The 12,450-nt window shown below is 61.5% G+C and carries 16 protein-coding genes; 5 read left to right on the top strand and 11 right to left on the bottom strand.

Annotated elements, in window-relative coordinates; translation table 11 throughout:
* Positions 1-22 precede the first annotated feature (22 nt).
* Positions 23-802, top strand: coding sequence for a DNA repair protein RecO (gene recO / locus Q4Q11_RS00975; protein ID WP_112506835.1), 780 nt, complete (start codon positions 23-25; stop codon positions 800-802).
* A gap of 21 nt (positions 803-823) precedes the next feature.
* Here recO and Q4Q11_RS00970 read toward each other — a convergent pair whose 3' ends face one another.
* The 3 genes from Q4Q11_RS00970 to Q4Q11_RS00960 form a co-directional block, all read right to left on the bottom strand.
* A complete protein-coding gene (locus Q4Q11_RS00970; protein ID WP_498568279.1) occupies positions 824-1,672 on the bottom strand; it encodes an MOSC domain-containing protein in 849 nt (282 codons plus the stop codon).
* 9 nt (positions 1,673-1,681) lie between these two features.
* Positions 1,682-2,335, bottom strand: a complete 654-nt coding sequence (locus Q4Q11_RS00965; RefSeq protein WP_498568278.1) for an HD domain-containing protein — start codon at positions 2,333-2,335, stop codon at positions 1,682-1,684.
* Positions 2,336-2,405: 70 nt separating this feature from the next.
* Entirely contained in the window at positions 2,406-5,153 is a 2,748-nt protein-coding gene (locus tag Q4Q11_RS00960; protein ID WP_498568299.1) for a DUF2339 domain-containing protein, read from the bottom strand.
* A gap of 294 nt (positions 5,154-5,447) precedes the next feature.
* Between Q4Q11_RS00960 and Q4Q11_RS00955 the strand changes: the two genes are divergently transcribed.
* Positions 5,448-5,789: a hypothetical protein gene (locus tag Q4Q11_RS00955; RefSeq protein WP_112506841.1), complete on the top strand. Its 342-nt coding sequence runs from the start codon at positions 5,448-5,450 to the stop codon at positions 5,787-5,789.
* 148 nt (positions 5,790-5,937) lie between these two features.
* Positions 5,938-6,450 (top strand): superoxide dismutase family protein, encoded by a 513-nt coding sequence (locus Q4Q11_RS00950; RefSeq protein WP_112506843.1) that lies wholly within the window; start codon positions 5,938-5,940, stop codon positions 6,448-6,450.
* Between the two features lie 174 nt (positions 6,451-6,624).
* Here Q4Q11_RS00950 and Q4Q11_RS00945 read toward each other — a convergent pair whose 3' ends face one another.
* The 7 genes from Q4Q11_RS00945 to Q4Q11_RS00915 all read right to left on the bottom strand — a co-directional run bounded on the left by Q4Q11_RS00945 (position 6,625) and on the right by Q4Q11_RS00915 (position 10,867).
* On the bottom strand, positions 6,625-7,155 hold the full coding sequence (locus Q4Q11_RS00945) for a tyrosine phosphatase family protein (RefSeq protein WP_112506845.1): 531 nt from the start codon (positions 7,153-7,155) through the stop codon (positions 6,625-6,627).
* Positions 7,152-7,769 (bottom strand): HD domain-containing protein, encoded by a 618-nt coding sequence (locus tag Q4Q11_RS00940; RefSeq protein ID WP_112506847.1) that lies wholly within the window; start codon positions 7,767-7,769, stop codon positions 7,152-7,154. The genes Q4Q11_RS00945 and Q4Q11_RS00940 overlap by 4 nt, the downstream gene beginning before the upstream one ends.
* Complete coding sequence (gene ygfZ, locus Q4Q11_RS00935) at positions 7,766-8,605, bottom strand: CAF17-like 4Fe-4S cluster assembly/insertion protein YgfZ (protein WP_498568277.1); 840 nt, start codon at positions 8,603-8,605, stop codon at positions 7,766-7,768. Before ygfZ ends, Q4Q11_RS00940 begins: the two co-directional genes overlap by 4 nt.
* A gap of 177 nt (positions 8,606-8,782) precedes the next feature.
* On the bottom strand, positions 8,783-9,541 hold the full coding sequence (locus tag Q4Q11_RS00930) for a hypothetical protein (protein ID WP_498568276.1): 759 nt from the start codon (positions 9,539-9,541) through the stop codon (positions 8,783-8,785).
* A 15-nt stretch (positions 9,542-9,556) separates the two neighbouring features.
* Positions 9,557-9,814 carry a hypothetical protein gene (locus Q4Q11_RS00925; protein WP_015339315.1) on the bottom strand — a complete coding sequence of 86 codons (258 nt, stop codon included), beginning with the start codon at positions 9,812-9,814 and terminating at the stop codon, positions 9,557-9,559.
* A 104-nt stretch (positions 9,815-9,918) separates the two neighbouring features.
* A complete protein-coding gene (locus tag Q4Q11_RS00920; RefSeq protein ID WP_498568298.1) occupies positions 9,919-10,353 on the bottom strand; it encodes a TIGR02301 family protein in 435 nt (144 codons plus the stop codon).
* A 94-nt stretch (positions 10,354-10,447) separates the two neighbouring features.
* A complete protein-coding gene (locus Q4Q11_RS00915; protein ID WP_498568275.1) occupies positions 10,448-10,867 on the bottom strand; it encodes an NUDIX hydrolase in 420 nt (139 codons plus the stop codon).
* A gap of 161 nt (positions 10,868-11,028) precedes the next feature.
* Between Q4Q11_RS00915 and Q4Q11_RS00910 the strand changes: the two genes are divergently transcribed.
* Positions 11,029-11,349 (top strand): YnfA family protein, encoded by a 321-nt coding sequence (locus tag Q4Q11_RS00910; RefSeq protein WP_112506855.1) that lies wholly within the window; start codon positions 11,029-11,031, stop codon positions 11,347-11,349.
* Positions 11,350-11,461: 112 nt separating this feature from the next.
* Positions 11,462-12,226 carry an SOS response-associated peptidase gene (locus Q4Q11_RS00905; protein WP_498568274.1) on the top strand — a complete coding sequence of 255 codons (765 nt, stop codon included), beginning with the start codon at positions 11,462-11,464 and terminating at the stop codon, positions 12,224-12,226.
* Between the two features lie 70 nt (positions 12,227-12,296).
* On the opposite strand, the gene Q4Q11_RS00900 is transcribed toward Q4Q11_RS00905, so the two are convergent.
* Positions 12,297-12,437, bottom strand: coding sequence for a hypothetical protein (locus Q4Q11_RS00900; protein WP_015339320.1), 141 nt, complete (start codon positions 12,435-12,437; stop codon positions 12,297-12,299).
* Between the last annotated feature and the right edge of the window lie 13 nt (positions 12,438-12,450).

Below are 12,450 nucleotides of genomic sequence, written 5' to 3'. Positions count from 1 at the left end.
ATCTTTCGAGGCGATCGAACCGATGCAGTGGCAGGACCACGCGATCATCCTTGGCGTAAAGCGCCTCGGCGAGACCAGTGTCGTCGCCGAAGTGATGACGCGTGCCCGCGGCCGTCATATGGGGCTGGTGCGGTCAGGGCGTTCGCGCGCCATGCAGCCCGTGCTGCAGGCCGGCAACCTTGTCGAGGTGACCTGGCGAGCCAGGCTGCACGAACATCTCGGGGAGTTTCGCATGGAGCCGGTCGCGCTGCGGGCCGCGCGGCTGATGGAAACCGCGACCGCCGTCTACGGCGTGCAGGCGATGGCCGCATTGCTGCGGCTGCTGCCGGAGCGTGATCCGCATCCGCATCTCTACGATGCGCTCGATGTTATTCTCGAGAATCTTCAGAACCCTGCGGATGCCGGCGAGCTTTTCGTCCGCTTCGAGCTTGCCGTGCTGAACGATCTCGGCTTCGGCCTCGATCTGACCGAATGCGCGGCAACCGGCGTGCGTGAGGACCTGGCTTTCGTATCGCCCAAAAGTGGGCGAGCCGTCTGCCGTGCGGCCGGTATGCCCTGGGCGGACAAGATGCTCGCTTTGCCGCCGTTTCTTGCGGCCGGAACCATGGTTGCCGCAGATAGGGAAAGCCTTTCCGAGGCTTTCCGCCTGACCGGCTTCTTCCTGCATCGCCATGTCTACGAGCCGCGCGGCATAGAGATCGCCGCAGCGCGTGAGGGCTTCATGCAAGCCGCATTGAAAGCGGTGGCCGTCGCGTCGCTGGATGATGGTCTGGCATCACCAGGTCTTATCGCCAAAGGCTGATTGACCGCAGGAGCCGCGCTCCTACCGCCGCTTCAGCGCCCAGCCTTCCGGCCGCTCTTCGAGTATCGTCACCGTATCGCCGATCTTCACCGAGCCTTCGCCGCGCGGCACGGCGTTCCAGCCGAAGAGCGGACCGGGGACGCGCCGGTCGGCCGACATGCGGATGCGGCCCATGGCCGGCATGGGGTTGGGCACATCGCGTGAGCCCGTCTGCTGGTCTTGCGTCGTCATGACGCAACGCGAACAGGGCTTGACGAGATCCAGGCGGATGCCGCCGATATCGATCGCCGCCCAGCGATCTTCCGGCCATTCCTCGTCGATATCGATGACGATATTCGGCCTGAAGCGCTCCATGCCGACGGCACCTTCGCTGTGGCTGGCGAGATTGGCATTGAGCGCCTTCAGCGAGCCCGTCGTCGTGATGAGGATTTGGTATCCGTCCGTAAAGGTGACTGGCGCATCGTTACCGGCCCATTCCGGATTGGCGGCGCGCCTGGCAAGCCTGTCGAAGAACACCATCCTGACCTCGCGCTCCAGCCACCCGGACAGGGCCTTGTTGGTTTCGTCGTCGGCAACGGAAGCGCTGACTGCAGATTTCCAGACGACGACATCCATGCGGTTATCGGGATGTGGCGGTGGCACGATGATGTCGGACTTGCCCTCCATCTTCAGGCGCAAATAGGAAGGCGCAGGCTGGACGTCGATCCGGGCCAGTGTCTGCAATTCGCGCTGGGTGATGAAGTTGCCTGTGGGATCGACCAGCATGGCACGACGATCACCAGCGAGACCGAAGGCGTCGATGGCTGCCGACGGAATGGCAATGCCGCGTGCGCTCTTTAGTGGATAGATGAAAAGATCGCTGACGCGCATGGGTAGCCCTCAGATTTCGTCGATGAACATTGCCAGCACGGTCTTCAGCCGGTCGTGCCGTGCTTCGGCAAGCTTGGCGCCGGTTTCGGTCTGGAATCCGTCCGCCAGTTTGAACAGCTTCGTCTCGAAATGGTCAATGGCGAAGCGCTTGTCGTCAAGCGGTCGTTCGCTCGCCAGAGGATCGAAGGGATCATAGAGACCGGAACCGAGACGCCCGGCAATGTAGAAGCAGCGTGCAGCGCCAACCATACCGATCGCGTCCAGCCGGTCGGCATCCTGCAGGATCCTCGCTTCCAGCGTTTCCGGCGTCAGGTTGGCCGAGAAACTGTGCGTGGTGATCGCATGCGCCGCAGCCGCTATATCCTCGTCCGCCCAGCCGAGTTGTTGAAGGATGCCCGAAGCCTTCTCGGCTGCGAGCCGCGAGGCCTGTGCGCGATGCGGCGAATTCTTTTCGACGGCGACGCAATCGTGCAGCAGCACGCTGGCCGCGAGAATCCGCGCATTGCCGCCTTCCTCGGCCTGAATGGCCATAGCATTGCGGAAGACACGCAGGATGTGGGCGATATCGTGCGAACCATCGTCGCCATCGGCAGCATGGGGTATGAGTTCCGCAGCCAGTGCTTCGAACGGGGCAAAAGCCCGCGCCGTCTTGTTGGTGTCCATGTTGGCAGTCGCTCCGGATTGATCTGTGGGCAGGTTCCGTTGTCCTACCGGGCCAATGGATTCGCTGCAATCACTCCGTCGTTTTCTTGGCCGTCAGGATCTTTTGGTAGAACAGGCCGATGCCGATCAAGACGGCACCAAGGCCGATGAAGGACAGCGCCCGCAGGAAGCCTTCCAGGTTCGCCATGTCGATGAGAAAGGCCTTGACGACGGCGATGAAGACCAGCACCGCCGAAGCGATGCGCAGGCTCCGCGCTTCGAAACGGGCGCCAAGCCCAAGAAGCGCAATGCCGATCAGCAGCCAGACGACCGAATAGGAATAGAGCTCACCCTGGATGAAGCCGTTCCAGAAGGGAATATATTCTCCCTGCCAGAGGCGGCGCACCGACAATGTCGCCCACGCGAAGGCCATGATGGCTGCCGCGACGGCCAGCATGTTGACATAGGGCAGAGGTCGCCGGTCGCGGGCAAAGAGTGCCAATCCGCCATAGGCGACACCTGGCAGAAGATAGGCAAGCAGCAGCAGATTGAAGAGCGGGATACCGCCCGTGCTCTCGCCCGTTATGAACGGGTTCAGGCCCAGCAGATGCAGAGTGAGGATCATTGCGACCGAAATGACGCCGAGCGCCATGCTGCCATAACGGAAGACCGGGCTTGCGGCACTCAGATCGAGCGCCATCAGCGTCGCGGAAGCGCCGATTGCGAGCAGCGTATAGATCGACTGTTCGCCGAGTGTGGGAGCCGCGTCGTTCAGGACGCCGCCGTTCATGGCATGGCGTACGAGGATCGCGATCGTCAGCAGCGCGAGGAAGCAGGCGAGCGCCTGCAGTGCATTGCGCAGCCGCAGGCTCGGTGAATGGCGCGTGATGAAGGCCGCAAGGACGGCAAGGGCTGCCGGTATGCCGTAGCCGGCAAGCAGCATGTTGAAGACCGGGGTCGTGCCGAGCTCGGCCGGATCGACGATCGTCGGCTGCCAGGCGATGCGCCCCATGGCGATGACCAGCGCGGCTACCATCGCCCATGGCAGGACGGGCCAGTTGCGCAGGCGTCCCGACAAGAGATAGGCGATACCGAGAACCGGCAGCAGGATCGTCACAGTGGCGTGATGCGCAAGCGCATGCAGGGCGAAGACGGCGGCGGCAAAAGAGCCGGCAGCAAGGATATTCGTCGGCAGGTTCGGCCCCTCGTTGTCGCGGCGATCTTGCCATTCCGCAAGCGCGATGAGCACGAGAGCCAGTCCGATGCCGTAGAGCCCATGCAGCCAGTCGAGCGTCCAGTTGCCGAAATTGACGAAGCTGATGGTGGCGATCGCCAGCGGCGTCGCGGCCATGACGAGGCTCCAAAGCGCGGCATAGGGTTTTTCTCGCCCGGCAAATCGCCTGAGGAAAAAGGCGCCGATCAGCACGAAGAGGGCGCCGAGGCCGAGCATTTCATAAAGCACCATGCTTTGCAGGCTGACGGTTCCATCCGCGCCGCCTGTTTCGATCCCGGCGATCCAGTTGGTCAGGACGCCGGAAACCCCGACGACGGCGACGAGAGCCGATAGGACCGTTGCCCAGGCCGCATGCAGGCGGCCGGCGCCGAAGGCCGCAACCGCCGCCACGATCGCCGCAAACATGAATGTGGCATCGACAATGGGATATCCCTGCTGAAGGCTGTAGATTATGAGGCAGAGCGATACGGTGAGCGCGCCGACCGTTGCCGTCAGCGTCATACCGAGCGGCTGTCGGGCGAGAAGTGCCGCCCATTCCATTCCGGCGCCAGGTTGTAGAGGCATGTCCGCCGTCGCCGCTGCGGCATTTTCGTTCACAGATTTGGAGATCGGGTAGCGACCGGGCCAGAGAAAGATCGTGCCGCCCATCATCGCCAGCATAGAAAGCGTAACCGGCGTGAGATCGGCGGCGGGGCTGAAGGTAATGTAGAGGAGGGGCCAGAGGCTGAGCAGCCCGTTTGCGAGCGACGGCGCGATCAGCCAGCGGCGCAGGCGCGACGCCAGTAGGGTCGCAAGCCAGGTCAGAACGAGATAGCCGAAGAGTATCCAGGGTCTCGGTGCGGTCGACGCGATGAGGGCAGGAGTGGCCATCGACGCCAGCAGGCCGAGGCCGGCAAGCGCCTGGCCGTGCAGCAGCGAGAGTGCGAGCGTGACGAGCGAGATCAGGCCCAGCAGAACGAAGGCTGTGGCCGGTCCGATGAAGCCATAGATGGCATGTGCCGCATAGGTGGAGCCGAACAACGCGACGACACCGGCCGCCGTCAGCACGCCGGGGATCATCGCATTCTGGAAACCATTGCTCAGAACGGGTGCGACGCGGCGGCGGATCACCTCGCCGGCGACAATCAGAGCAAACCCGAAGAGGGCTGCAAGGACCAGCCGTACGCCGGGACTGAGAAGGCCGCTTTCGATCGAATATTTGACCATGAAGATGCCGCCGAGCGCCAGCGCGATGCCGCCCACCCAGACGGCCCAGCGCGCACCAATCGTGCTTTCCAGGCTTTCCGTCGCCTGAACGGGTATCCGGCTCGCGACCGGAGTGATGTCTTCCTCGACCATATCCGCGACGCTGCGCGCGGCGACGGCAGGCTCGTCTGTATCGGCCTCCTCCTCAATCGCCGCCCTCGGCTCGTTTCTAACAGGCTGAGCGGTGTGAATTCCGGAATCCGTCACGGTGGCTGATTCGCCCGTATCCGCCGCCAGCACCTTGCCGGCGAGCGCGTTTTGCAGCTCCTGAACGCGTGCTTCCAGTCGTTTTATCCTGAGGCTGTGGCCTCGCAGTACCAAAATACCGACAACCAGGATAACGAGCGGTAGCAATTCCATCATGTCCTCTCCATGGGCGATCCGCCGCACCATATACGAAACGGCTCGCCCGGTAAGGCAAGATAGTCAAATTCGCTTATGATTCCAGGGGATTATGTCAGGCTGTCGCGATGGGGATTATAGAGGAAACATTAGGAAGTTCGGATTTACCGCTGGAGAACTATGGTTAATACTCATTAACAATTTGTCTTTACCGGCAGCGCGAAGCAGCTTAGAAGCATCTCGTAGTTTAACCCTTGATGTATTGCGTACAAACGACGTCGCATGAGGCGGCTCCTACCACAGGAGGTTTGTATGTCCCATGTTTCTTCCGTATCCGGCAGCTCTTATCCGTATCGTGGCACGCTCTCGCGCCTCGATACGAATGGCGACGGCATTCTCAGCCAGGAGGAGCTCGCAGCCAGCGAGCGCCCTGGCATTCTCGCGGCTGACAACACCGACAGCGGCGGTACGAATGGTTCAAACAGTGCATTGAGCAGCCTTGCGGCCAAGCTCATGCAGCTGCCGAGTGCTGATACCCTGGCCAAAGCGAGGCCGCTGGAATCGAATATCGCCTTCGATCCGGATCTGCTGTCGCCCATGGATGCCTATAACGGCACCTACGGTCAGTACGACACCGGCAGCATAGCGGCCTGAGAAACTTCATTGCCTGACGATATGGGCGGCTTGCCGGGAAACCGGCGGGCCGCCTTATCATTTTGATGTAGGTTCATTTTTCCATTCACCGGAACACTCGAGCTTGCCGTGCGTTGGACAGTTGCCACGCGGAAGAGGGAGGAGTTCCATGAAGCGCATGATGATCGTTGCAATTCTTGCTCTAGCCGCGGCCGTGCCCGCAGCCGCGCAGACCCAGAGCCAGAGAACGGCTACCGCCGACTTTGTCGGCCTCGACGGCAAGCAGGCGGGGCGGGCAACCTTGACCGAAGGCAAGCGGGGCGTCCTGATCGAGATGGAAGTCTCCGGCTTACCCGCCAATCGCTGGGTGGCTTTTCATATTCATGAGAGCGACCGCTGCGATCATAGCCATGGCTTCGAATCCGCCGGCGGCCATTTCAATCCCACCAAGGCGGAGCACGGCTTCCTTGCGGCCAGCGGGCCGCATGCCGGCGACATGCCCAACCAGTATGTCGATCAGGACGGCAAGCTACGCGCTCAGGTCTTCAACGGCATGGTATCGTTGAACGGCAAGAACGGCATTCGCGGGCGCACGCTGATGCTCCATGCCGACTCGGACGATTATCGCAGCCAGCCCGTCGGCGGTGCCGGCAAGCGTCTGGCATGTGCGGTCATCGAATAACCTGTGAACAGGCGTTGTCTCGGACGCCAGCGTGCGCACCGGCAATATGTTCTGTACCAGTCGATTTGTGGTTAACGATGAATTGATACCTGATCTTCAGGCGACGGGGCGAAACAACTTATCCGCAGATGGCAAAGCATGCCGTGATCGATTGAACACGCGATGGCATTTGGCCTACGTCGCCTCATTTCCGGCCAATGACAGGATGAAAGGCGCGTTACCGTCCGCATCCGCGCCGCGGCCGATTTCTTTCACGGCCGCAACCAGGCGCCCCTGACGTCCAAGCATGTCGTCGCCGATGGCGACCAGCCGGGCATTCGGCGTCGCAAATGGCGAACTTGCGCGCAAGCGGCGCACGAGCGCCAGGTCGTCTTCCCCAGGGTGAATGGCCAAAGCCGCGATCAGGGCCGCCGCCGGCGAACGCGAGACGCCCATCCAGCAATGGATGAGCAAAGGCGCGTTGCGATCCCAGCCGGCAGCAAAATCGATGATGGCACGAACATGCGTCTCCTGAGGGGCGACGAGATCGCCGGTTCCGGCAAAGCTGATGTCGTTCATGTTGAGCAGCAGGTGCCGGTCCGCGCTGATGACGGCAGGCCGGTGAAAGCTATGCTCCTTTGCCATCAGGCTGATCATTTCGCAGGCACCGTGGCGAACGGCCATTTCTGCGATGCGTGCCAGCGGCGATACGATGATTGCGGTCACGCGCCGATCCTCATGGCGGCACGCTCTGCTTCGATTGCCTCGAAGCGCGTCAGGAACATCCGCTGCGCCTCGATCGCCGGCACCGGGTCGATCGGCAGCATCTCGCGTGTGATGTCCCGCGGCTGGCCGAAAAATTTGCGCGCCTCCTCGGACGTGAAGCCGGCAAGCAGCGTCGCCTCGAAATAGGCCGAAATGGTATCGGCCTTCTTGATCTTTTCCTTGAGCTTTGGCGCGCAATGCGCGGGCAGGGCGAAGCGGCGGTAGATTGCCGCCTCGAGCCGTTGCTCCACGATCTTGTAATCTCCCCCGACGACGGATTTGAACGGCGAGATCATGTCGCCGATAACATATTCCGGAGCGTCGTGCAGCAGCGCGGCGAGCAGCTCGTCCGGTGTAGCCGGATTGAGGTGACGAAAGATCGCCTCCACGACAAGGCTGTGTTGTGCCACCGAAAATGCGTGATCGCCGGAGGTCTGTCCGTTCCAGCGCGCGACGCGGGCAAGCCCGTGCGCGATGTCGCCGATCTCGACATCGAAGGGCGAGGGATCCAGAAGATCGAGCCTCCGGCCGGACAGCATCCGCTGCCAGGCACGCGCAGTCTTGGACGATGTCATGCCGATGCCTCGTCGGCGCTGGCAGGGAAGGAGAGACCGGACCATGCCGGAAGCGACACGGTGACATCCACATCGGCCGCCTGTATCGCGGTATGCTCGGCCATGGCTTCACCGGCCCGATCTATGCGGATGACGGCCAGGCCGAGGCTGTCCACGGTCGAGCCGAGCGCACCGATCGGTTTGCCGCCCACGGTCAATTCCGTGCCGGATGCCGGCAGGCCCGAACTGCCCTTCACGATCACGACACGCCTGCGCGCCGTGCCGCGGTGATGCGTGCGCGAGACGACCTCCTGGCCGATGTAGCAGCCCTTGCGGAAGCCAAGACCGCCATTCAGGTCCATCAGCACATCGTGCGGGAAGGCGTCCTGCAATGCGAAATCGCGGCCGGAGACGGCAATGCCATTGGCAATCCGCAGCTCGTCGTAGAGCGTCTCGGGGTCGCTGCCGTGCTCGCCCGGCGTGCGCGTTAGCACAGTTCCCGCCTTGGCGAAGCGGCTGTCTTTGGGGCTTTCCGTTTCATTGCCAGCCCACGCGACCGTGACGCCCTCTGCGTCCTCGTTGCCGAAGTCGACCTTGGCGCGCAACCGATACATGGTGAGCCGCTTGAGCAAACCCTCTCGCTGCGCCGTATCTGTTTCGAGCAAAAAGCCCGAGCCGTCGCGCCAGATCATGAAATCGAACAGGATCTTGCCTTGCGGGGTCAGCAGCGCGCCCGGGCGCGCTTCATCGGTGCCGAGCGAGGCAAGATCGGTGGTGATGAGATTGTGCAGAAACGTCTCTGCCTCCGCACCGGTAACGCGGATGAGGGAACGCTCTCTCAGGAATACGGCTGGCATGATGGTTCCGCTGATTTGACCTAAAGCACGTCGCGATCTTTCAGATTCGCTTCCGGCGCTTCAGGTCTTTGATCTTGCGCATGTCGTTGTCGCAAAACCGCTGCACACTTTTGCGCGACATGCTTCATCACGCAGAGGTAGGGCCTTCGGCGGGGAACCGCAAGTTCCCTCGCCGGATCATTCGCCCGATGTGAAGAATTTCCAGCGTCCGTCCGGCGTGATGCCGACGCGATAGAAATTATAGCCGCCGAATTCCTGCATGTCGGCGTAGTCGCCGGCCGTAACGATACGCATCAGATCGACCTTCTCCGGCGTGGAGAGCGTCTTGATGTCCTTCTCGGCAAAATAGGGCCAGACATACATTTCGTCGGGCGTGCCCTGGCCGACATGGGCAAAGCCGGTCGACATGATATCGAGCAGGATGGAGAGGATCTCGATGCCGTCGGGATCGCCCGAGAGGTCATGCAGCGTCTTGATCGGATCCTCGCCGGGATCGTCTGCCGTGACCTGGGTCTGCTTGAGGCCGGCACCGATATTCATCAGCGGGCGCAGGCGCTCGAGATCGCCGGAAGCGGCAGCCTCCACGATCGCCGCACGAAGCTTCTTGACCGGTTCGGGCGCCTTGTCGATGTCGAAGAGGAATTCGACCGATTTGTTCGTGTTCGAAGCGTCGCCGCCGCTCTGGCCGGCCTGCTTGTTGACCAGCGGATCGGGCATCGGCAGCGCGTTGTTGGCCGGTGCCTCCAGCGCCTGCTCGATCGGCTTGTCATTCTTTCGTGGTCTGGACTGCGCCGCGTCCTTCGCTTCGGCGGATGGCGGATTGAGCTCGGAAAAGGCGCGGGCCGGTAGCGGCAAGGCAGTGCTGCCCAAAAGCAGGGTTACGGCAGCAAACGAGGCAATGGAACGGGAAAGCGCATTGCCTGGAAATATACGCATAGCAATCTCTGATTGTTATTGCAGGGTTCGGTTCGGAGAGAATTCACCGGCGAGCATGCGTTCGCGCAGCGATTCGAGCAAGGCTTCCGCGCCCTGTTCGCCCTGAATGCGTATAGTCTCACGGATCGCATGGGCTATGGCTGCGTCAGCGATGATCTCCGGCTCGATGCCGTCAGCCATGCCGTCTGCCCAAGCCTCGTTCTGGTATTCCAGCGCTGCCTGCATCTTTTCATGGACGATCATGTCGTCGATTTCGTTCAGGCTGGCTTCCATTGCTTCTTTCCTCGAGACGTTCATGTCCTTACCACTTGCTTAACAACTTTATCAGCCTTTTCTCAAAACGACACGGCCCGGCATGAAAAGGGGTTAATAAAACGTTAATTTCCAAAGCGTGCTGTAATTTCTGTGGCCAGTGTTGCACCTTCGTTACGGTATCGCTTCTCGGCAACAAGCGCCTGCGGCGTGCAATTGGTGTAAACCGATGCGAACGACCGATATCCACGGTTGAACGCCGCCGTCAGTCTCTCTTTTCGCTTTGGTTCGCTCTTGGTCTCCGTATCGAGCAATCGCTGCATGTCGCCGCGCCATCCGTCGTCTCTGGCCGGGTTGCAAAGATTGCGCAGATAGTCGATCGAACCGAGAATTTCGGAGAGCCGTGATAACTGCTCGTCATAGGGCGCGGGCCGCTCCGCGTTTCCGTCATCGGCCGCCTGTGCCGGCGGCGCGCCTGCTGCCGGCTGTGCCGCAGCGGGAAAGGCTGCGGCAAGCGCGATGCAGATCAGGAGCGGTCGGCCATGGCTGTTATGAATCATGTAACCATGTTGATCGGACAAGCATGACGGGAACAAGGCGGGAGAGGTGGTTTCCACGCCGATATTGCTCAGCATCGTTAATTTCGGGACCGGGCTATGCGTTTGCTGCGGCAAGCCGTTCAACACACTCGAGCACACTGGCAGGAACGGGCAGGGTGCGCACGTCCTCCAGCGTGTACCAGCCGATATCAGCCGCATCGTCAGCGGCTTCGGCGATCGCATTCTCATCGGCATCCACGAGGAAGACCGACAGCAGGAAATGGCTTGTCAGCGTTCCGTCCGCCGCATGAGAGCGCAGCTCGTAGGTCTCGAAGAGGCGGGGATTGCGGGCTGATATGCCTGTCTCCTCCCTGAACTCGCGCAGCGCAGCTTCGGCCGGCGTTTCCCCCTCTTCGGCCCTGCCGCCTGGAAAGGCATACATGTCGGCGGACGGCGGATTGCTGCGCAAGACCAGCAGAAAGCGGCCGTTGCGTTCAAGAATGGCGGAAGAGGCGGGGCGGGGAACGGAAGTCATGGATCGCTTTGCATTCGAATGGGGATCGATGTGTGAGACGACAGGCCATCGGCGTTCAATTTCTACAGGAAACCGCGCTTGCTGTCCTCCGGGAAAGCCTCTTAACTCGCTGCCGAGCGGGCGGCGATTCTTAAAGCGCCGAATATAGAGGCTGATCACGAATGATCTACGGGCTGTATGCATTGGCGGCTCTCGCCGAAATCGCGGGTTGCTTTGCCTTCTGGGCATGGCTGCGTTTGGCAAAGCCGGTCTGGTGGTTGGCGCCCGGTCTGGTATCGCTGGCGCTCTTTGCTTGGCTGCTCGCTTTGGTGCCGAGTGAAGCGGCGGGTCGCACTTTCGCCGCCTATGGCGGCGTCTATATCGTCGCCTCCCTTCTCTGGTTGTGGCTGGCCGAAGGACGGCTGCCGGACCGATGGGATATTTCCGGCGCCGCCATCTGTCTTGCCGGCGCAGGCGTTATTCTCCTCGGACCGCGCGGCTGACGCGCAATGGTCGCTGCGGCATTCTAAGCCGCATAATTATCCTTGAATCGGCCGCTTCAAGGAGCTATGCGGCAGACTTGACCCAACGCCTTGCGGGTGCAAAACAAGTCCCATGTGCGGACGCTTCGCTTTGACATCGACGGCAGACCATGTGGGAGAAGCGCTCGGCGTCCTGCTGAATGACGATTTTCCCGCACGCTACAATATCGCGCCGACCCAGCCTATCCTCGTCGTCATATCCGGCGACAGGCAGCTGCCGGGCAGCAACCTGCCGGATCGTCGCGCGCTTCTCGTGCGCTGGGGCTTTATGCCCGACTGGGTGAAGGACCCCAAAGAGTTTCCGCTGCTGATCAACGCGCGATCGGAAACGGCGATCGGTAAGGCCTCCTTCCGCGCCGCCATGCGCCATCGCCGCATCCTCGTTCCGGCATCCGGCTTCTATGAGTGGCATCGCCCCTCGAAGGAAAGCGGTGAGAAGCCGCAAGCCTACTGGATTCGGCCCCGCGGCGGCGGCGTCATCGCCTTTGCCGGGCTGATGGAAACCTGGTCGTCCGCCGATGGTTCTGAGGTGGATACAGGCGCGATCCTGACGACGGCGGCAAACAGCGCCATCCGACCCATCCATGACCGTATGCCCGTCGTCATCAAGCCGGAAGACTTCGCCCGCTGGCTCGATTGCAAAACGCAGGAGCCGCGCGATGTGCTCGAGCTGATGAAGCCGGTTCAGGGGGATTTTTTCGAGGCGATTCCGGTTTCGGATCGCGTCAACAAGGTCGCCAATATGGGGCCGGACCTGCAGACGCCCGTAACGCTTGATCCGGTCAAGAAGCCGCCGAAGAAGGCGGATCCCGAAGACGGACAATTGAGCCTTCTCTAAGCGGCCGCCATCCAGCGGCCAGCAGCCGGGAAATAGTGCTGCCGACACGATCAGCCGGCGAGGTATGCTACTAAGCGATCTTTTTCTTGAGAGGCTTGGTCTTCAGCATCAGATGTGCCGCGAGAACGGCTTTCAGGCCCAGCGGGCGATAGTGCTTGCTGGGATCGATCTTTGCCTGCGGTTGTGCCGGCTGGTCCTTCTTCTGTGTCATGTTTCACTCCTCA

The organism is Rhizobium sp. UFLA01-1127 (assembly GCF_059803845.1).
Note: the sequence above shows the minus strand (reverse complement) of the source record. Positions and strands in the feature narration are given on the sequence as shown.

What these genes read in the sequence shown, in the direction of transcription:
- recO (WP_112506835.1), top strand. Translation starts at nt 23, where the DNA reads ATGCAGTGGCAGGACCACGCGATCATCCTTGGCGTAAAGCGCCTCGGC.
- Q4Q11_RS00970 (WP_498568279.1), bottom strand. Translation starts at nt 1,672, where the DNA reads ATGCGCGTCAGCGATCTTTTCATCTATCCACTAAAGAGCGCACGCGGC.
- Q4Q11_RS00965 (WP_498568278.1), bottom strand. Translation starts at nt 2,335, where the DNA reads ATGGACACCAACAAGACGGCGCGGGCTTTTGCCCCGTTCGAAGCACTG.
- Q4Q11_RS00960 (WP_498568299.1), bottom strand. Translation starts at nt 5,153, where the DNA reads ATGGAATTGCTACCGCTCGTTATCCTGGTTGTCGGTATTTTGGTACTG.
- Q4Q11_RS00955 (WP_112506841.1), top strand. Translation starts at nt 5,448, where the DNA reads ATGTCCCATGTTTCTTCCGTATCCGGCAGCTCTTATCCGTATCGTGGC.
- Q4Q11_RS00950 (WP_112506843.1), top strand. Translation starts at nt 5,938, where the DNA reads ATGAAGCGCATGATGATCGTTGCAATTCTTGCTCTAGCCGCGGCCGTG.
- Q4Q11_RS00940 (WP_112506847.1), bottom strand. Translation starts at nt 7,769, where the DNA reads ATGACATCGTCCAAGACTGCGCGTGCCTGGCAGCGGATGCTGTCCGGC.
- ygfZ (WP_498568277.1), bottom strand. Translation starts at nt 8,605, where the DNA reads ATGCCAGCCGTATTCCTGAGAGAGCGTTCCCTCATCCGCGTTACCGGT.
- Q4Q11_RS00930 (WP_498568276.1), bottom strand. Translation starts at nt 9,541, where the DNA reads ATGCGTATATTTCCAGGCAATGCGCTTTCCCGTTCCATTGCCTCGTTT.
- Q4Q11_RS00925 (WP_015339315.1), bottom strand. Translation starts at nt 9,814, where the DNA reads ATGGAAGCCAGCCTGAACGAAATCGACGACATGATCGTCCATGAAAAG.
- Q4Q11_RS00920 (WP_498568298.1), bottom strand. Translation starts at nt 10,353, where the DNA reads ATGATTCATAACAGCCATGGCCGACCGCTCCTGATCTGCATCGCGCTT.
- Q4Q11_RS00915 (WP_498568275.1), bottom strand. Translation starts at nt 10,867, where the DNA reads ATGACTTCCGTTCCCCGCCCCGCCTCTTCCGCCATTCTTGAACGCAAC.
- Q4Q11_RS00910 (WP_112506855.1), top strand. Translation starts at nt 11,029, where the DNA reads ATGATCTACGGGCTGTATGCATTGGCGGCTCTCGCCGAAATCGCGGGT.
- Q4Q11_RS00905 (WP_498568274.1), top strand. Translation starts at nt 11,462, where the DNA reads ATGTGCGGACGCTTCGCTTTGACATCGACGGCAGACCATGTGGGAGAA.
- Q4Q11_RS00900 (WP_015339320.1), bottom strand. Translation starts at nt 12,437, where the DNA reads ATGACACAGAAGAAGGACCAGCCGGCACAACCGCAGGCAAAGATCGAT.